Genomic DNA, 18,252 nt, shown 5'->3' on the forward strand with positions numbered 1-18,252 from the left:
ACCCGGGCGCGGGCAGCCGCTACCGGCGGGCGGCGCGCGCGTAGCGGGAGGCGAGCGCGTGGTACGCCTCCTTGGGCTCCCAGTGCCAGGGCGACTCCGGGTCGCCGGGGGTGTCCTGGATCGGCTTGACGATGGCGTAGCTGACGGTGTCGAGGTCGTGCACCGGGTCGTCCGGCCAGTGCCAGGATCCGGGGGTGAGGAACTCGAAGGCGTGCGCCGAGTGCAGCCCCATCGACTCGATGACGTCGTAGACGTCGGTGAGGTACGCGGCCTGGGTGCGCTCGCTGCGCACCAGCGGCTCGGTCAGCTCGGGCGGCGTCTTGTCGAAGTCGACCTTGGCCCATCCCATGCCGCCGTCCGCGGGGGCGCCTTCGTAGGTGCAGCAGCCGAACTCGGAGATCGACAGCGGCTTGCCGAAGCGCAGGTAGGCGCGCAGGTCGCGGCGGTAGCCGGCGGGGCGCGGGTGGTAGCCGTAGTAGTCGATGCCGACGATGTCGAAGAGGTTCCAGTCGACCTCGTCGTCCTGGGCGGCGGCGTAGCTGAGTCCGCCGCCGAAGACGGACCGGCCGACGGCGGCGGCGCGGGCGGTGAACTCGTCCAGCTTGCGCTGCATCTCGACGGGGTCGAAGGTGCCGTTCTGGATGTTCTCGATCCGCTCGAAGACGTTCGCGCCGGGAACGATCCCCGGCACGAAGAGCCAGAACTCGCACCCGACGCTCAGCTCCACCCCGGCGCCCTGGCGGCGCAACCCCTCGGCGTGCCGGCCGACTTCGGCGAGGTGGTCGAGGATCTCGCGCGGGGGACGGTCGCCGAGGGTGGGTTCTGCGCGCACGTACAGGCCGCGCTCGGCGGCCTCTTCCGCGGTGGCGGTCAGGCGGGCCACGCCGTCGCCGGTGACCTTCACGGCGTTGGCGTGCAGGCCGTCGCGGATGGCGCGGATGTCGCGCCGCATCCGGGCGGCGCTCCACCGGGTGGCGGGGGTCTCCCCGGCGCCGATGGTGTAGCAGACGCTGCGGTACCGGACGCCTCCCCCGCCGGGCCCCTTGCCCGTACGGGCCGCTGCCGCGGGCCGCGCCGGAGGCGCCGCCGCCGCACCGCTCCCGCCGGCGGCCGCCGCCCCGGCGACGGCCGCGGCCCCGACCCCCGCCGCCCCGGCCAGGAACCGCTTCCGGCTCAACCCCCGTGCCTGCACTCCACGTCCCTGCATGTACGCCTCCCGCGGCAGCCATCATCGCCCGGCCCGGCGGCATGCCCGGCGGGCCTTCCCCGCACATTAACAGAGTGCGTACTCTAGTAATGGCGCACAGGGCAGGCAGCGCCGCCGGCGGAGCGGCGAGAGGCTGTCACCGGCACTGCGGAGACGCCTCTAGGGGCGCATCCCGAACAGGAAGCGGGTCGCCCGCGTACGGCGGACGAGCAGCTCGTACGCGGCGAGGGTGAGGAGGAGGGCGATCACCACGAGCACGGCGTACTCGACCGGGATCGGCGCGGACCAGCCGGTCACGAAGTAGGCGACGGCGACCACGATCGGCTGGTGCAGGAGGTACAGCGGCAGCACGGCCGCGGAGAGATAGCCGTACAGGCGCCGGCGCGTCGCCGGGGCCGGTGTCGGTGCCGCACGCGGCTGCGCCGGCCGCCGGCGGTCGAGGAGGCCCGGGATGGCGACCACCAGGCACCATCCGGCCGCACCGAACAGCGCCCGCGAGACGGTGGCCAGGGCGGTGGTCTCCGTGAACGGCTCGTCGGCCAGCGCGAAGCCGGGGCCCGACGCCGCGAACAGCAGGCCGCCCAGCCAGGCCGCGATCCCGGCGTCGCGCCGCATCACGGTACGGAAGCGGTCGTCCGCGGCGAGCACGAAGCCGGCGACGAAGAACAGCAGATACGCCCAGCGGTGCCAGCCCGCGTAGTCCTCCTCCATCCGCCCGAAGGCACAGATCGCCGCGAAGGCGAGGGCCGGCAGGAGCACCACGCCCCGCCGGCGCAGGGCGGCCTCCGCCACCCGGTCGCCGACGCGGCGGACGCGCTCGCGCGGCAGCCACCGGTGAAACGGCACCAGCAGGAGGGAGAACGCCAGGAGCAGCACGACGAACCACAGATGGCCGGTCTCGAAGTGCTCACCCTGGACGAGGAAAGGAAACTCCGCGGGCTCCAGGTGCACCTCGTAGAAGCGGGGCAGGAAACCGAGGTACGACTCGTGGTAGCCGGCGTCGGCCGAGCGCAGCCGCAGCCACTGCGGCAGCGGGTTCAGCGCTAGGGTCACGAAGACCAGAGGGACGCCGAGCCGCAGCAGCCGCTCGCCGGCGAAGCCGCCCGCGCCGCGGCGCCGAAGCGAGTGCCAGGCACCGAGGCCGGAGATGAGGAACAGCAGCGGCATCGCCCAGACGACCGCGAACCCGGCGATGATCAGGATGGCTTCTGTGGTCTCGGCGTTCTTGACGTAGAAGTCGTCGTCGGTGGCGAAGACGAGCGCCGAGTGGAAGAAGACCAGCCCGATCACGACCAGCATCCGGATCGCGTCCAGCTCCGGCCGCCGCGCCGGTAGCGGTACCCGCACCGGATCCGTACCCGTCGCCATGTCCGCGCCCCCCGTCACCTGCAGGCCACCAGTGTGGGAAAGGCGACCGCCCGGCACCACCCCCGCAACGGACTCCGCTCACCGGCGAGCAGCGCCGCGCTCCCGCCCCGGCACAACGGCGTGCGCCCTCACGCCGCCCTGTGGCTTCCGCCGTACGCACCTAGGTTGCCTGACGGAGGAGCAGGAGAGAGGTACGCCAGGTCACGGATGCGTGGCGACGGATCACGGGGCCAACCGAGTAGGACCCGGACGTCATCGAGATCATTTTGAAACGTTCAACTATCCAGTCTCTGCACGGGTGTTGACGGGGCAAGTACTGAGTTCTAACTTCTGTCCGCGCGTAGGTAATCGTTGAAACCTTTCATTTAGGGGTCTGGATGAGCGACCGCACGCGAGTCTCACGCAGAACGGTGCTGCAACTGGCGGCGGCCGCGGCCGCCGCCGGCGTCCCCGTCTACACGGCCGCCCCCGCCGGCGCCGCCGGCGGCTGGTCCGCCGACCGCTTCGCCCGGCCCGGGACCGGCAGCATGCCCATGGTCCTGTGGTTCTGGAACGGCACCGTCACCCGCGAGCTGGTGGACGACGGCCTCGCCGACCTGCGCGCCCAGGGCGTGACGGAGGTGCTCGTCTTCCCCTTCGACACCGCCGCCCTGCGGCCGGAGTTCTTCACCGAGGAGTGGTTCGACCTCATCGGCCACACACTCCGCGAGGCCGAGCGGCACGACATGGCCATCTGGCTCTTCAACGACGACTTCTTCCCCAGCGGCCGGGCCGGCGGCTTCGTCGTCCACGGCGGCACCGTCGGCGACCGCACCTACCCCCCGCGCCCCGACCTGCGCGCCAAGTGCGTGCTGCGCAGCACCTTCCCCGTCGCCGGCGGCACCACCGCCGAGCTGACGGGCCGGGCGCTGTCGGTGGCCGACGGCAGGCTGCTCGTCGACGCGGCGGCATACGACGGCGTACGGGTCCTCAAGGCCGGCACCGGGTGGACCGACTACGACGTCACCGCCCGCGTCCGCGTCGACCGCGCCACCGCCGGGCTGATGGTGCGCTCCCCCGACGCGAAGAACGGCTACCTCGCCGACCTGCGCGCCGACGGCGGCGTCGACCTCTGGCTCCAGCGCGACGGGGCGTTCACCCGTCTCCGGGCGGGCGCGGCGCCGCCCGCCTTCGACGCCGCGGCCGACCACGAGCTGACCGTGACCGTACGCGGCGACACCCTCACCCCGGCCCTCGACGGCACCGAACTGCCCGGCGCCACCGACGCGACCTTCGCCGCCGGCACCGCCGGTGTCCGCGCCACCGCCACCCAGCGCTCCTCCTGGGACGACCTGCGCGTCACCGCCCCCGACGGCGCCGAACTGTTCGCCGCCGCCTTCGACTCACCCGCCGACGCCGACGCCTTCGCGACCCCCGGTGACCTCGGCACCCCCGTCGCCGCCGCGGCCCGCCCCGCCGGGGCGAGCGGCGACGGCACGGTCGCGAAGATGACCGACCTCACCGAGGCCGCCGTGGGTCCCGGCGTCTGGGAAGCGCCCGCCGGCGACTGGCAGGTCGACGTCTACAGCCTGCGACCGCTCGCCGACGCGAGCGGCCCGTGGCGCAACTACCTCGACCTCCTCGACGACGAGGCCGTCGAGCTGTACATGGACATCGTCCCCGCCGAGTACCTGCGCCGCTTCGGCTGGGCGGCCGGCGGTGTGCTGCGCGGCTTCGCCGACGACGAGCCGTTCCTGTCCTCCTCCCCCGCGGCCTGGGGCCGGGTGCCCTGGTCACCGACCCTCCCCGCCGAACTGGAGACACTGAAGGCGGGCGCCGGGGCGGGCATCGTGCTCTCCGCGGTCCACGACGACCTCGGCGCCGAGGGCCGCGCGCTGCGCGGCGTCTTCTGGCGCGCGGTGTCCAACCGCTTCGCCGACGCCTACTACCGCCGCCTCGGCGGCTGGACGGCCGAACGCGGGCTCGACGTCATCTCCAACCCGCTCTGGGACGAGTTCGGCCCGGCCCGCCAGTTGCGCAGCAGCGGCAACCTCAACACCAGCCACCAGCACGTCCAGATCCCCGGCACCGACCTGATCTTCGACCACCAGGAACTCGGCTTCCACCGCATCCTCCCCCGCTGGCCCGCCAGCGCCGCCCATCAGCGCGGCCTGGAGCGCGTCTACCTGGAGGCCATGGGCGGCGTCGGCTGGCAGACCACACCCGCGTACACCCGCGAGGTGATCGGCTCGTTCGCCGTCCGCGGCATCAACAAGGTGCTGCTGCACTGCCGCTTCTCCGACTCCGAGGCCATCGTCTACCCGCCGCCGTTCCAGCCCGTGAACCCCTGGTGGCACGTCTCCGCGCCCCTCAACACCTGGATCGGCCGGGTCGTGGAGGCCACCCGCGCCACCGCCCCCGCCCGCACCGCGCTGCTCCAGCCGCAGCGCGCCGCCGAGTGCTACCAGGACGACGAGGCCGAACGGAACGCGATCGACGCGGCGTTCACCGGCGCTGCCCACGCCCTGGAGGACGTGCAGGTCGACTTCGACTTCCTTGACGAGGGCGCCCTGACCGGGGACCCGGCGCTCCTCGAACACGGCCGGCCCCGGGACGGCCGGCTGGCGGTGGGGCACGCGGCGTACGAGGTCGTGGTGCTGCCGCGAACGCCCATGCTCTCGCTCGCCGCGGTACGGACCCTGACCGGCTTCGTCGGCGGCGGCGGCACGCTGGTCGCCGTCGGCGACCTGCCCCGGCATGAGCCCTCCGGCGCCGACGACCGGCTCGCCCGCGCGCTCGACCGGCTCTTCGCCCACCCGGGCGCCCACCGCGCCGACGCCCCTGCCGCCGCCGCCGCACTCGTCGCCGACTCCGGCGCCGCGGCGGCCAAGCTGACGCCCGCGATCCCCGAGGTACGGGTGCTGCGCCTCACGCGCGACGGCGACGCGGCATTCTTCCTCGCCAACGAGCGGGACGACGCTGTGGAGTTCACCGCCGTCTTCCCGGCCCACGGCGCACCGGAGCTGTGGGACCCGGAGTCCGGCGAGACGCGGCCCGCAGGGGTGTGGCGCCGGGAACGGGCGGGGACGGCGGTACCGCTGGAGCTGGGCGCGCGGGCGACGGTACTGGTCGTGCTGCGGTCAGGGGGCCGCGAACCCGCGCACGCCGTCGAGGCGAACGCGCCGGTGGCGGAGCTGAAGGTGCGCGGGGACACGGCGACGGCCACCGTACGGGTCGCCACCGCGATGACCGTACGCGTCGCGGCCGTCGATGGCCCGCGCCGCTTCAGCGGCAGCCGCAGGAGCGCCGATCCCCTGACGCCGGTGCCGCTGGACGGCGACTGGAGCTTCCGCTTCGACCGCGACGGCGCGGAGACGGTGCAGCGGCCCCTGGGGTCGTGGACCGAACTGGACGCCGCCCACTCCGGCTCGGCGGTCTACGGCCGCGAGTTCCGCCTGGAGGAGACCCAACTCCGCGGACGCCGCTGGCTGCTGGACCTGGGCGAGGTGCGTGACGTCGCCGAGGTGACGGTCAACGACGAGGAACTGCCGGGGCTGCTGTGGGCCCCGTACCGGGTGGACGTCACCGACGCGCTGCGCGCGGGGGCGAACGAGCTGACGGTACGGATCACCAACACGGGCGCGAACGAGCGCGGCACTGCGGTGGAGTCGGGGCTGCTGGGGCCGGTACTGCTGCGGCCGGAGCGGCTGGTGGAGGTGCGGTTGGCGCGGAGGGACTGAGGGGCTGAGGGCCGCCCGTGCGGCCGGGGTCGGCCGCACGGGCGGGGTGTTTCAGAGGTCGACGGCCTTGGCGAAGGTGACGAAGTCGGCCCAGGCCGCGGGGGTCACGGAGAGCTGACCGCCCTCCCGGTCCTTGGTGTCACGGACGAGGACAGCCTGCGGAGTCACGGCGACCTCGATGCAGTTGTCGCCATCGCCACCGCTGTAGCTGCTCTTGAACCACTCCGGTCCGATCCTGCTCATAGGTCTCCTCGCATCTGCTGCAACAAGTCCACCGTAGCCTCGTGGCTGAGCGCCTGGGAACTGATCTTCCGGTAGCGCTGCTGGAGCATACCCACATCGGCCAGGTCGCTGATCAGATTGCTCGACCGCTGTCCCTCGGAGTAGCCAAGCCACTTGTGGTCGACGGTTTCGGCGAGGTAGAGGGAGCCGTCTCCCCCGGCGTGCTTCTCCATGCGCCGCGGCATCACCTGGATCTCGACGTTGCGGCGTTCGCCGGTCGCAAGCAGGTGGTCGATCAGGCGGCGAGTCACCTCCACCCCGCCCACCTGCCGGTCCAGCAGCGCCTGTTCCACGATGAAGCCGAAGAACGTGTTCGGCCGCTGGTCGAGTACAGCCTGCCGCTCCAGCCTTGCCGCGATCCGCTGCTCGATCTGCTCTTCGACCAGCGGGGGAAGAACGGCCTCGAATACGGCGCGAATGTACGGCTCCGGCTGCAACAGGCCCGGGATCGTGCGGCACTCGTACGCGTACAGCGTCAGCGCCTCCTGCTCGATCACCGCCCAGTGCCTGAACCGCGACGCCAGGCCCGCCTTCCTCGTCAGGCTCAGGCGCGTCTCCTTCAGCAGCCTCGCGGCCAGCGGGCCCAGCACCTGCTCGGCCAGCTTGTCCAGGTCCCTCGGCGGGAACCTGCCGCCCCGTTCGATCTTCGAGATGTGTTCCACCGAGTACCCCAGGCCCTCGGCCAGCGCCTCCTGCGTCAGCCCCGCGTCGTCACGCAGGACCTTCAGCATCGCCCCGAAGGTCTTGAGATTGTCCGCCGCCTCCGACTCGCCCCCGTACAGGCTGACGTTGCCGACTTTCCCCATGTCCGGCCACCTCTCATGTGTCCCTGCCGGAACTCCGGCATCGCCATGATTACTGACCGTGACTACGCCAGTCCAGTGAGTAACCCGCCCAACCGGCTGTTGGGCGGGTCCTGTACGGGTTCGCGAGGGGGCCCGTCAGCGCACCTTCAGCGCGTCCAGCAGCATCGGCAGCGAGGCGTGCAACTCCCGCTCCCAGTACGCCCAGCGGTGGGTGCCGGGACCGTAGAGATTGGTGATCACCTTTTTTGCGCCGACCCGCTTCAGCTCGTCGGCCAGCGCCTGGTTCTGCCTGTTGAAGTCGGCCTCCAGGGCGTCCCGCGCGCCGGGCGGGTCGAGCGGGCCCGCCGTGCCGTCGCCGCAGGAGAGGTAGACCGGCGTCGACTTCAGCTTCTTCGCCAGGTAGTACGGGTCGTGGGCCTGCCAGATGGCGCGCTGGTCGACCGGGTCGCCCCACACCCGGCGCGGGTCGTCGCCCTGGCCGCCGAAGAAGCCCATGATGCGGTTGACCGACTCGTCGTTGAGCAGCGGGTGCGCGGCGCCGGAGTAGGCGGCGGCGGCGCGGAACATGCCGCGGTGGCGGGCCGCGTACATCAGCGCGCCCTGGCCGCCCATCGACAGGCCCGCCACCACCCGGTTGGAACTCGCGCCCCAGTCGCTCTCCAGCAGCCGGCGCAGTTCGTCGGTGTGGAAGGTCTCCCACGCCGGGTCGCCGCCCTCGCCGAAGTTCCACCAGTCGCTGTACCAGCCGTTCCAGCCGGCCTCGGGCATGACGACGAGGACGTTGCGCAGGTCGTCGGTGTCCTCGACGTCGGTCGCCGATGTCCATGACGTGTAGTCGCCGCAGCAGCCGTGCAGCAGCCACAGGGTGGGCCACTTCTGGCCGGGCTGCTCGGGGTCCCAGCCGTCGGGGGTCAGCAGGCGTACGGGGACCGTTCGGCCGCCGAGGGCGGGGGACCGTACCGACAGGTCGACCAGGCGCTCGCCGACCTGCTTGACGCCGACGACCTCGGCGTCGCCCCGGGGTCCGCCCTGCGCGGCGGCTTCCGCGGGGGCTTCCGGGGCGGCCGCGGCGAGGGAGGGGGCGGCGGGGACGAGGGTGAGGAGCAGGGCAGCGAGGATGAGCAGCAAGCGGTTTCTCACGGTCTGAACTGCTGTCATGGCGGCTCCCGTTGGTGGTGTGGGTCGCTGGACGTGCGTGTTCGGACGTGCGTGTTCTCGGAGCGGGAAGACCCGGTCAGCGGCGTTGCGGCAGGATCAGCAGCGCGTCGCCGACCGGCCGCTCCCCCGCCGCGTCGGACGGGTCGTTGATCACCTGGCCGCCGACGGCCATCGTGGTCGAGCCGCCGCCGTCGAGGTTCACGGCGTCGCGCAGCCCCAGCGCGCGGGCGACATCGGCGCTTTCGGGGATGCTGAGGCCGAGGGAGTCCGTGGCGCGGCCGTCCGCGGTGACGAGGACGGTGCGGCCCGCGGCGTCGACGCCGGCGAGGGTGCGCGGGTTCCGCTTGTGCATCCAGCCGTAGTAGAAGCTCGGGTTCGCCGGCTGGACCATGCCGTCGGCGGCGGGCGTGACGTGCGTGCGGCCGTCGCGGACGAGTTCGGGGCCGCCGTTGACGACCGCCGTGCCGGGCGGGGTGGCCAGCGGGCGGCCGCGGTCGTCGCGCAGCCCGTGGCGTATGCGCAGCGGCTCGCCGGGGCGGGCGAGGGCGGCGAGTTCTTCGGCCTGCGCGCCGGTGGCCTGGACGGAGGTGCCGCCGGCCGGCAGCGGGCCGCCGCGCGGGGAGCGCACCTCGGTGACCCGGCCGCGGGCGTCGAGCACGGCTTCGGTGCCGTCGCCGGCGGGGGTGCGGGCCCCGTACTCCTCGGTGAAGGCGACGACTTCGTCGTCGTCGGTGCAGGTCACGTCGTGGCGCGGGAGGGGGGTCGGGGTGTCGTCCGCGGTGCCGCCGCAGTTGCGGATGAGGCCCGGTACGCGGTCGATGCCGTCCAGCGGCAGCGCGTCGCCGCGGGCGGTGACGCTGCCGTGCCAGCCGAGCCGGGTGACGCTCGTGCCGCGGGCGGAGTCGCGCAGCACGAGCGCGGGCCGGGTGCCGACGGACTCGCTGAGCACGCGGCCGTCGTAGACGCCTGCGCCCGCGGGGTCGCCGGGGGCGCCGGCCTTGGGGTCGAGGACGAAGAACCCGGCGTTGACCGCGGCGGTCGCGCCCGCGGCGGCGGCGAGTTCGCTGGTCTTCTCGCGGTTCTCCAGGTCGGGGCCGTAGGAGGCGGTGAGCCCGCCGCGGAACGTGCGCGGGTCGACGGTCAGCACGTCGACCCGCCAGGTGCCGCGGACGCCGGCGTCGCCGTCCCAGCCGGTGTACGCGGCGGAGCCGGCGTATCCGGCGGCGACCAGCCGGGCCCGTTCGGCGTTCGCGGCGGCCTGTCCGTCGAACGAGCCGACGCGGACCCGCCAGCCGAGGGTGCCGCCGGCGAAGTCGGCGACCGCGGGCGTCGTGACCTCCTCGGCGCGGGCGGCGAAGCCGGCGCCGGTGAGCTTCGCGGCCAGTTCCCCGGCGCTGGCCCGGTCGCGCAGGGCGGCGGGGGGCGCGTCGGGGTCGGGCGATCCGGCGCCGCCGGGGATGGACACCTCGACGGTCCACGGGAGTTGCGGGCTGCCTGCGCCGCGCACGATGCGGGTGAGGGTGACGCCGGGCTGGAGCGTCTCGGTGGTCCTGGTCTCGGTGAGGCCGGGGTCGCCCAGGGGCAGGGGCTTCGCCGCCGGGGAGGCCGGGGCGGAGGGTGCGGGTGACGCCGACACCGATGCGGACGCCGACGGCATCGCGGCGACCGAGGCGAGGAGCGCCAGGACCGTGCCCGCGCCGAGCAGTTTGCTGTTCACGAGGACCTCTCCGAGGTGACGTACGGGGGACGCACGAGGCGGCCCCGCCGGCACCAGGAGTGCCGGCGGGGCCGGTGGACCAGCCTCAGCAAACGGTGAGCGTGATCGAGACCGCCGTCAAGACTTCGGAAGCAAGTACTCCGCCGTCAGCGGCTCCGGTGGGTGCGCACGTAGTCGAACTCCGCGACGGCTCCTTCCCTGTTCATCGACACCAGCCCGATCCGCAGCCGCTCGTCCCCGGGCAGCGTCCACACGCCGTTGTGCACCCAGGTGCGGCCGTCGCGGCTGGTGGCCGCGCGCACCTCGTGCTCGCCGCCGTCCGCGTCGTGGTGGTACGACAGCCGCAGCCACATGGTGTCCGCCGTGGGCCCGCCGAACATGGGCGCGTTGGCCACGGGCGTCGGCGGCGAGGTGGTGGGGCGCGCGCCTTCCTTGCCGAACTCGCTGACGTCGAGGACCGTGCCGCCGCCGCGGTTCAGCGGCAGGGCGGAGTGGGTCATCTTGAAGTACTTGTCGTCGTCGGCGTAGAGGAGCAGTCCCGCCTGCTGGTTGGGCTGGGCAGGGTCGAAGTCGAGCTTCGCCGTCACCGTGTAGTCGCCTTCGGGAGCGTCCCGCAGCAGTACGGACGCGGTGTTGTTGTTCAGGTGCAGCTCGCCGTTCTGCGTGGGCCAGACCAGCCGGCCGCCGTCCGCGGTCACGCCGGGTGCCGGTCCGCGCAGCCACCGCCACGGGGAGCCGGGTTCGGTGCCGGGCACGGCGTCGGAGTCGAACTCGTCGCCGTAGCCGGGCAGGAGACGGCCCGTGGCCGGCTCGGGTACGCGCTTGGTGACCGGCTCGTGGAGCCGTGCCGCGCCGACGTTGTCGGCCGCGGCCCCGCCGCCGCGCGCCGCGGTGCCCACCGCGCCGGCCCCGGTGGCGGCCCCGGGCAGCTTCCGCTCCTGGGCGGCGACGGCGTCGCGCAGCCGGTCGCCGCTGACCTCGACGGTCATCCGGCCGCCGCGGATCTCGGCGGTGACGTTGTGCCAGGAGTCCCAGTCGTACGAGGCGGGCAGCGGCGTCACCTGCTCGCCGCGGCTGCGGCCGTGCACCACGACGTCGGTGACCAGCGCGCCGCGCCCGCGGTCGAGCCAGGCGGTGGTGTGGTTGCGCGGGTCGCGGTAGGCGACGGTCAGGCCCGCGGCGCCGTCCGCGGCGGCAACCCGCAGGTCGGCCTCGGCGCGCAGGTCGCGCGGCGCGGTGGCGCCGGTGACGAGGAACGAGGTGCCGGCGCCGCCCCCGTGGGTCGCGTACGGGCCGGAGTCGGCGTCGTCCGCCACCGCCCAGCCGCCGGTGCCGGCGCCCTCGGCGCGCCAGTCGTCGAGGGAGCCGCCGGCGAACGTGCCGCCGGCGTCCCAGTCGGTGACGGGGGCGCGCTGCGGGCCCTCGGAGGGCCCGGCGCCCGCGCGGACGACGGGCCAGCCGCCGATCCAGTCGAGCCGGTCCATGAGCATCGGGCGCCGGGTGAGCTGGCGGTCGGGCAGTTCGGGGAAGCGGTCGAGGTCGGGGTCGTCGGCGGGGATGCCGTGGTAGACGAGCCAGTCCTGGCCGGCGAGGTCGGTGGTCAGCCCGTTGTGTCCGGGGCCGATCCAGCGGTTGCCGTTGGCGCCGAGGACGATGGCGCCCTTGCTGGTCGGTGCCATCAGGTCGACGCCCTCGTCGTCGCGGAACGGTCCGGTGGGGCTGGTGGAGCGGCCCGCCTTGACCTGGTAGCCGCTGTACGCGCCGTCGCAGCAGCCGGCGTCGGAGTAGAGGAGGTAGTAGTGGCCGTCGCGGCGGACGACGAACGCGCCCTCCATGCGGCGGCCCTGGGCGACCTTCGTCACCTCGCCGGTGATGCGGGTCCTGTCGGCGTTCATCTCGGCGACGCAGAGGATGTCGTAACTGCCCCAGTACAGGTACGTCTTGCCGTCGCGGTCGGTGAACTGCGCCTGGTCGATGCCGCCGGTGGGGCAGCCGCTGGGCGCGGGCAGCACGGGCCCGGTGTCGGTCCACGGCCCGGTCGGGGTGGGCGCGGTGGCGGCGCCGACGGTGTCGCGGCCCGGGACGGAGTAGTACAGGGTGTAGCGGCCGTCGTTGTAGCGGATGTCGGGGGCCCACAGCCGGGAGCCGCGGTGCCATTCGGGCTGCGTCTCGGGGGTGAAGACCTCGCCGGCGTACTCCCAGGTGGCCAGGTCGGCGGAGCGCAGGATCGGCAGCATCCGCTCGCCCTGCTCGCCGCCGGTCTGGAACACGGGGTTCTGGGTGCCGTAGGAGTACCAGTAGCCGTCCTTGCCGCGGATCGTCACCGGGTCGGGGAAGGTGTCGACGACGCCGTCGGTGACCGGGTTGGTGTACGTCCCGGGGGGGCTCTTCCGTTCCGAAGCCGGTGCCGGTGCCGGTGCCGGTGCCGGTGCCGACGCCGGGGCCGGGGCCGGTGCGGGGGCCGGGTCCGCGGCCGTCGCCGACGACAGCGGCAGCAGTCCCGCGAGGAGCGCGCACAGCAGCAGCGCGGTCCGTGTCCACGTCCGTCTCATGCGGTGGTTCCTTCCGGTTCGAATGCGCTGAGGGTCGGGTCGTAGTCGAGGGCGCCGACGTCGTACATCGGCGTCATCCAGTGGTAGAAGTTGTCGCCGCGCTCGCGCAGCAGGTCGTACAGCCGGCGCAGCATCCGGCGGCGTACGGGCAGCATCTCGGGGTGCGCGTAGCGGTTGGCCAGCTCGTGCGGGTCGGCGTGCAGGTCGTACAGCTCGTTGACGGACTCGGGGTTGACGACGAGCTTGTAGCGCTCGTCGCGGATCATGCGCTGCGGGTACGGGAAGTGGTGGCCGTGGAACTCGGCGAGCAGTTCCGCGGGCCACTCGGGGTGCTCGCCGCGGACCAGCGGCAGCAGGCTGCGGCTGTCGACGGCGGGCGCGGTGTCGCAGCCGGCGAGGTCGAGGATGGTGGCGGTGCAGTCGGTCAGGGTCACGAACTCGTCCCTGACCTGCGGTGGGGCGCCGGGGACGCGGACGATGCCGGGGATGCGGTAGATGTCCTCGTACATCGCCGGGCCCTTGTCGTGGAGCCGGTGGGCGCCGGTGAACTCGCCGTGGTCGGCGGTGAAGAACACGGCGGTCTCGTCGGTGAGGCCGAGTTCGTCCAGGCGGGCGAGGATGCGGCCGATCTGCCGGTCGATGAGGGTGACGTAGCCCCAGTAGACGGCGATCAGCTTGCGGGTGACCTCGATGGGGAGGGTGTCGAAGGTCCAGTGGGCGCTGTAGTTGCGCTGGACGGCCGGCTTGCCCTCGAACGTCTCGGCGATGGACGGCGGCAGCTCGACCAGGTCCGGGTCGTACATGTCGTAGTACTCGTCGGGCAGCAGGTAGGGCAGGTGCGGGCCGAAGAAGTGGGTGGCGAGGAAGAAGGGGCGGCCGGTGGCCGCGTAGGTCTCCAGGTGCTCGATGGCGCGGGTGGCGAGGTAGTGCTCGAAGGTGGCCTCGGCGGGCTGGTGGAGGCGGGCCGCGAGCAGGTTGCCGGGGTTGCCGTTGGGGGTGGTGCCGCGGACGGGCTCGGAGATGCGGTACGGCGGCAGCCCCCGCTCGTCGAGGTAGGCGAGGTAGTCGGGGTGGTCGACGGGGTTGTGCCAGCCGGGCAGGTCGGGGCCTTCGAAGCCGTAGGAGGCGGCGTTGCGGTGGGTGCCGCCGTGCCACTTGCCGATCAGCCCGAGCTGGTAGTCGCGCTCGGCGAGCGCGCCGGGGAAGGTGAACGCGTCGTCGCGCAGGTCCTCCAGATAGCCGACGTTGCGTTCGTAGTTGGCGAGCAGCCGGTGGCGGAACGGGGCCTGTCCGGTGAGCAGGCTGGCGCGGGCGGGCGTGCAGATGGCGGTGGGGGTGTAGCACCTCTCGAACCGGGTGCCGGTGGCGGCGAGCCGGTCGAGGTGGGGGGTGGCGACGTGCGGGTTGCCGTAACAGCCCAGGGTGTCGACGCGGTGCTGGTCGGTCATCAGGAACAGCAGGTTCACTGGGCAGACGCCTTCGTGTAGAGGTCGCCGAGGTAGTACTCCGCCGGGTCGGGGGCCTGGTCGAGCTGGCCGGTGCCGACGAAGAACTCGGCGAGGTCGTTCAGCCAGCCGGCCACCGTGCCGTCCTCGGTCTTGGCGACGAGGTCCTTGGTGGCAAGGAGTTCCTGGTTGGTGGCGTCGGCCTTGACCTTCTCCTCGTCGAGCCCGAGCATCGCGGCGGTGTCGGCGACGGACTCGTCGGGGTTCTCGAAGCGCCAGTCGTTGGCCTTCTGCAGCACGCCGACGACCTTGGTGGTCAGCTCGGGGTCGACGCCGGTGCCGGCGACGAAGGCGTTGGGGAAGTAGCCGTTCTCGAAGTCGCGGGTGCTGGCGACCTCTTCGAGGTCGGGGACCTTGGCCTTGATCTCGTCGATCATCGGGTACCAGAGGCCGGCGCCGTCGATCTGCCCGGAGGAGAACGCGGAGACGATCGTCGCGGGGTCCATCGGCACCTTCTCGACGTCGTCGATGGACATCCCCTCCTCCTGGAGGGCGAGGCTCAGCGCCATGTCGCCGGAGGTGCCCTCGGGGACGCCGACCTTCTTGCCCTTGAGGCCGGCGAGGGAGGTGATGCCGGGCTGGGCGATGACGCGGTCCGCGTAGCCGAGGGTGTTGACGGCGATGACGTCGGCCTTGCCGGAGGCGGGCAGCCACATGGCGCCGGGGCCGATGTAGCCGAAGTCGAGGTCGCCGGCGCCGAGGGCCTGGATCTGGATGGGGCCGTTGTTGAAGACGGAGACCTCGGCGTCGAGGCCGGCCTCCTTCCACAGGCCCTGCTTCTCGGCGATCGCCAGCAGGCTGGCGCCGTTGTAGTCGTTGATGTAGCCGAAGCGGACGGTGGAGCCGTCACCGCCGCCGCTGTCGTCGGAGCAGGCGGCGACCGGTAGTGATATGAGCGCTACGGTGAGTGAGAGGGCGAGGGTACGGCGGGTCGCACGCATGGCGGGGTGGTCCTTTCGGGGTGTGCTGAAGTCCGGTGGGTCGTACGGGCGTCGGGGTGGGGTCAGGCGGCGGCCGGGGCGGTGCCCTGGTGGTAGACGGAGTGCCAGACCTCGTTGCGTATCCGGCCGAACTCGGGCGAGAGCCGGATCTCCTCGGTACGGGGGTAGGGCAGGCCGACGTCGACGATCCGGTGGATGCGCCCGGGGCGGGCGGCCATCACCACCACCCGGCTGGCCAGGTAGACCGCCTCGTCGACGTCGTGGGTGATGAACATGACGGTGCGCTTGTCCTGGCTCCAGGTGTCCAGGAGCTGGTCCTGCAACTGCACCCGGGTCAACGCGTCCAGCGCCCCGAACGGCTCGTCCATCAGCAGCACCTGCGGGTTGACCGCGTACGCGCGGGCGATGGCGCAGCGCTGCTTCATGCCGCCGGACAGGGTCTTGGGCAGCGCGTCGGCGAAGTCGGTGAGGCCGACCAGTTCGATGGCGCTGTCGGCCCGCTTCCTGCGCTCGGCGGCGGCGAGGCCGGCGAGCTTCAGCCCGAACTCGACGTTGCGCCGCACGGTCAGCCAGGGGAAGAGGGCGTACTGCTGGAAGATCACACCGCGCTCGGGTCCCGGCCCGGTGACGGGACGGCCGTCGACGAGCACGTCGCCCGAGGTGGGTTCCGCGAGCCCGGCGGCCATGTTGAGCAGGGTGCTCTTGCCGCATCCCGAGGGGCCGACGACGGTGACGAACTCGCGGTCGGCGATGTCCAGGGACACCCCGTTCAGTGCGGTGAAGTCGGTGCCCTTCATCGGGAAGGTCTTCACGACGTCCCGGAAGGAGATCTTCTCGGTCATCGGCGCTCCTGCCAGCCGGTGAGACGGCGTTCGGCGAGCAGCAGCAGGCGGTCCATGACCAGGCCGAGCACGCCGATGGTGATAAGTCCCACGAAGATGGTGTCGAGGTCGTAGTAGGTCTGGGCGTGCTGCATACGGAAGCCGAGGCCCTCCTGGGCGGCGATCAGCTCCGCGGCCACCACGGTGGCCCAGGCGGCGCCGAGGCCGATGCGCATGCCGACGAGGATGAACGGGGCCGACGCCGGGATCACGACCTTCAGGAAGATCACGCGGTCGGTGGCGCCGAGGACGCGGGCGGCGTTGATGAGCGTGCGGTCCACGTCGACCACGCCCTGGAAGGCGGCGACGACGCAGGACAGGAACGCCGCCAGGAAGATGACGAAGACCTTCGGGGTCTCGCCGATGCCCATGAGCACGATCGCCAGCGGGATGAGCGCCAGCGGCGGGATGGTGCGGAAGAACTGGACGTACGGCTCCAGCAGGCCGCGGGCCGTGGGGTACCAGCCCATGAGGAAGCCGACGGGGATCGCCAGCGCGGTGCCGAGCGCGAAGCCGGTGAAGACGCGGCGCAGGCTGGCGAGCAGGTCGTCGGCGAGGGTGCCGTCGGCGATGAGGTCGCCGGCCTTCCGCGCCACGGCGAGCGGCCCGGGCAGGCTCTCGACGTTGAGCGCGGCCAGCACCGCCCAGACGGCCACGCCCGCGGCGAGGGCGATGACGTTCAGCACGAGGGAGCGGACCTGGCCGCGCCGCTCGCCGCGGCGCGTGCGTGGCCTGGCGGCCCGCTTGCGGGGTGTGGTGATCACGGCCATACGTACCTCGTTCGTCTCACGCGTCGTCCTGGGGACCGGCGTCTGCGGGGTAGTGGGAGAGCAGGGGGGATTCGTGCAGCACCAGGGCGATGGCGCCGAGCGCGCCGCCGGTGGCGCCGAGGGTCGCGGGGCGCAGCACCACGCGGTCGCGGGAGGCGGGCATGATGTGGGCGCCGAGCGCCTTCTCGATGGGGGCGGTGAGCGCCTCGCCGGTGCGGGCGAGTTCGCCGCCGATGACGATGACGCCGGGTCCTATGGCGTTGCAGACGGCGGCGAGCACGGTGCCGATGTGGGCGCCGGCGACGGCGAGGACGGCGCGGGCCGCGGGGTCGCCTGCGGACAGCGCGGCGGTGAAGGCGGCGAGGTCGCCGGCGCGGCCGCCGGCGGCGCGGTAGGCGTCGAGTACGGCGCCGACGGAGGCGACGGTCTCCAGACAGCCGGTGCCGCCGCACTCGCAGGGCGCGCCGGCCGGTACGGCGGTGACGTGGCCGAGTTCGCCGGAGAGCCCGAAGGCGCCGCGGTGCAGCGAGCCGCCGACGACGAGGCCGCCGCCGACGCCGTGCGAGACGCGCAGGTAGAGGACGTCGGCGTCGTCGGCGGCGGCGCCCCAGGTGGCTTCGGCGAGCGCGGCGAGGCGGGTGTTGTTGTCCAGGAGTACGGGCACGCCGAAGCTCTTGCGCAGCAGGTCCGACAGCACGTCGAGGCGGCGGCCGCCGGCGGTGAGGTCGCCGGGGGCGCCGATGGGGCCGACGACGCCGACGCCGATGGCGTCGAGCGCGCCGAGGCGCAGCACGCCGCCGGTGAGGGTGCCGACGAGCCGTTCGGCGAGCCGTACGCGCTCCTCCCACGACAGGTCGGGGGCGTGCTGTTCGCTGGCGGAGCCGACGATCTCGTGGGCGACGTTGACGGCGGCGACGTGGACGGCGCGGCGGGCGAAGTCGATGCCGAGGGCCTGTCCGGCGTCGGGGTTGAGGGACAGCTTCTCCACGGGCCGGCCGCGCCGCCGCTCCTCGGCGAGCGGCACGGCGGCGACGACGGCGCCGCTGGCGATGAGGTCGCCGACGATGTCGTAGAGCGTGGTGCGGGACAGCCCGCAGCGGGTCCCGAGTTCGCCGCGGCTGAGGGGGCCGTGCTTGCGCAGCAGGGAGAGCACGAGCTCTTCGTGCTCGCGGCGGAGTCGGGAGAGGGGGCCTGCGGAGGGGTGCATGGCCGACAGCATGGGGACGCCCCGAGTTTTTCGTCAACAGGTCGGAAAAAAGAAACACACGGCCGCAAGACTCCCGTCACAAAACTCCGTTGCCGCTGCCGCACGATGGGGTCTTGCGTGACCTGCGGCGATGCTCCGG

General features: G+C 73.0%; 13 protein-coding genes. 1 reads left to right on the forward strand and 12 read right to left on the reverse strand.

The window, feature by feature from the left end; genetic code table 11:
- Nucleotides 1-19: 19 nt before the first annotated feature.
- Nucleotides 20-1,207, reverse strand: coding sequence for an abortive phage infection protein (locus ACFYVJ_RS23270; RefSeq protein ID WP_388894508.1), 1,188 nt, complete (start codon nucleotides 1,205-1,207; stop codon nucleotides 20-22).
- 159 nt (nucleotides 1,208-1,366) lie between these two features.
- A complete protein-coding gene (locus tag ACFYVJ_RS23275) occupies nucleotides 1,367-2,575 on the reverse strand; it encodes an acyltransferase (RefSeq protein ID WP_388894511.1) in 1,209 nt (402 codons plus the stop codon).
- A 377-nt stretch (nucleotides 2,576-2,952) separates the two neighbouring features.
- Between ACFYVJ_RS23275 and ACFYVJ_RS23280 the strand changes: the two genes are divergently transcribed.
- Nucleotides 2,953-6,294 carry a glycosylhydrolase-like jelly roll fold domain-containing protein gene (locus ACFYVJ_RS23280; RefSeq protein WP_388894514.1) on the forward strand — a complete coding sequence of 1,114 codons (3,342 nt, stop codon included), beginning with the start codon at nucleotides 2,953-2,955 and terminating at the stop codon, nucleotides 6,292-6,294.
- Between the two features lie 51 nt (nucleotides 6,295-6,345).
- Here ACFYVJ_RS23280 and ACFYVJ_RS23285 read toward each other — a convergent pair whose 3' ends face one another.
- The 10 genes from ACFYVJ_RS23285 to ACFYVJ_RS23330 all read right to left on the reverse strand — a co-directional run bounded on the left by ACFYVJ_RS23285 (nucleotide 6,346) and on the right by ACFYVJ_RS23330 (nucleotide 18,125).
- A complete protein-coding gene (locus ACFYVJ_RS23285; RefSeq protein ID WP_388894517.1) occupies nucleotides 6,346-6,537 on the reverse strand; it encodes a DUF397 domain-containing protein in 192 nt (63 codons plus the stop codon).
- Nucleotides 6,534-7,382, reverse strand: a complete 849-nt coding sequence (locus ACFYVJ_RS23290) for a helix-turn-helix domain-containing protein (protein ID WP_388894519.1) — start codon at nucleotides 7,380-7,382, stop codon at nucleotides 6,534-6,536. Before ACFYVJ_RS23290 ends, ACFYVJ_RS23285 begins: the two co-directional genes overlap by 4 nt.
- Nucleotides 7,383-7,517: 135 nt before the next feature.
- A complete protein-coding gene (locus ACFYVJ_RS23295) occupies nucleotides 7,518-8,540 on the reverse strand; it encodes an alpha/beta hydrolase (RefSeq protein WP_388894522.1) in 1,023 nt (340 codons plus the stop codon).
- 76 nt (nucleotides 8,541-8,616) lie between these two features.
- Nucleotides 8,617-10,257 (reverse strand): phosphodiester glycosidase family protein, encoded by a 1,641-nt coding sequence (locus tag ACFYVJ_RS23300; RefSeq protein ID WP_388894525.1) that lies wholly within the window; start codon nucleotides 10,255-10,257, stop codon nucleotides 8,617-8,619.
- Between the two features lie 146 nt (nucleotides 10,258-10,403).
- Nucleotides 10,404-12,809 (reverse strand): family 43 glycosylhydrolase, encoded by a 2,406-nt coding sequence (locus ACFYVJ_RS23305; RefSeq protein ID WP_388894528.1) that lies wholly within the window; start codon nucleotides 12,807-12,809, stop codon nucleotides 10,404-10,406.
- Nucleotides 12,806-14,275 carry a sulfatase-like hydrolase/transferase gene (locus ACFYVJ_RS23310; RefSeq protein ID WP_388894531.1) on the reverse strand — a complete coding sequence of 490 codons (1,470 nt, stop codon included), beginning with the start codon at nucleotides 14,273-14,275 and terminating at the stop codon, nucleotides 12,806-12,808. Before ACFYVJ_RS23310 ends, ACFYVJ_RS23305 begins: the two co-directional genes overlap by 4 nt.
- Entirely contained in the window at nucleotides 14,272-15,255 is a 984-nt protein-coding gene (locus tag ACFYVJ_RS23315; protein WP_388894534.1) for an aliphatic sulfonate ABC transporter substrate-binding protein, read from the reverse strand. The genes ACFYVJ_RS23310 and ACFYVJ_RS23315 overlap by 4 nt, the downstream gene beginning before the upstream one ends.
- Before the next feature lie 62 nt (nucleotides 15,256-15,317).
- Complete coding sequence (locus ACFYVJ_RS23320; protein WP_388894537.1) at nucleotides 15,318-16,097, reverse strand: ABC transporter ATP-binding protein; 780 nt, start codon at nucleotides 16,095-16,097, stop codon at nucleotides 15,318-15,320.
- Entirely contained in the window at nucleotides 16,094-16,906 is an 813-nt protein-coding gene (locus ACFYVJ_RS23325; protein ID WP_388894540.1) for an ABC transporter permease, read from the reverse strand. Before ACFYVJ_RS23325 ends, ACFYVJ_RS23320 begins: the two co-directional genes overlap by 4 nt.
- Before the next feature lie 16 nt (nucleotides 16,907-16,922).
- Nucleotides 16,923-18,125, reverse strand: coding sequence for an ROK family protein (locus tag ACFYVJ_RS23330; protein WP_388894543.1), 1,203 nt, complete (start codon nucleotides 18,123-18,125; stop codon nucleotides 16,923-16,925).
- Between the last annotated feature and the right edge of the window lie 127 nt (nucleotides 18,126-18,252).

The organism is Streptomyces sp. NPDC004134, assembly GCF_042874195.1.
GTDB lineage: Bacteria > Actinomycetota > Actinomycetes > Streptomycetales > Streptomycetaceae > Streptomyces.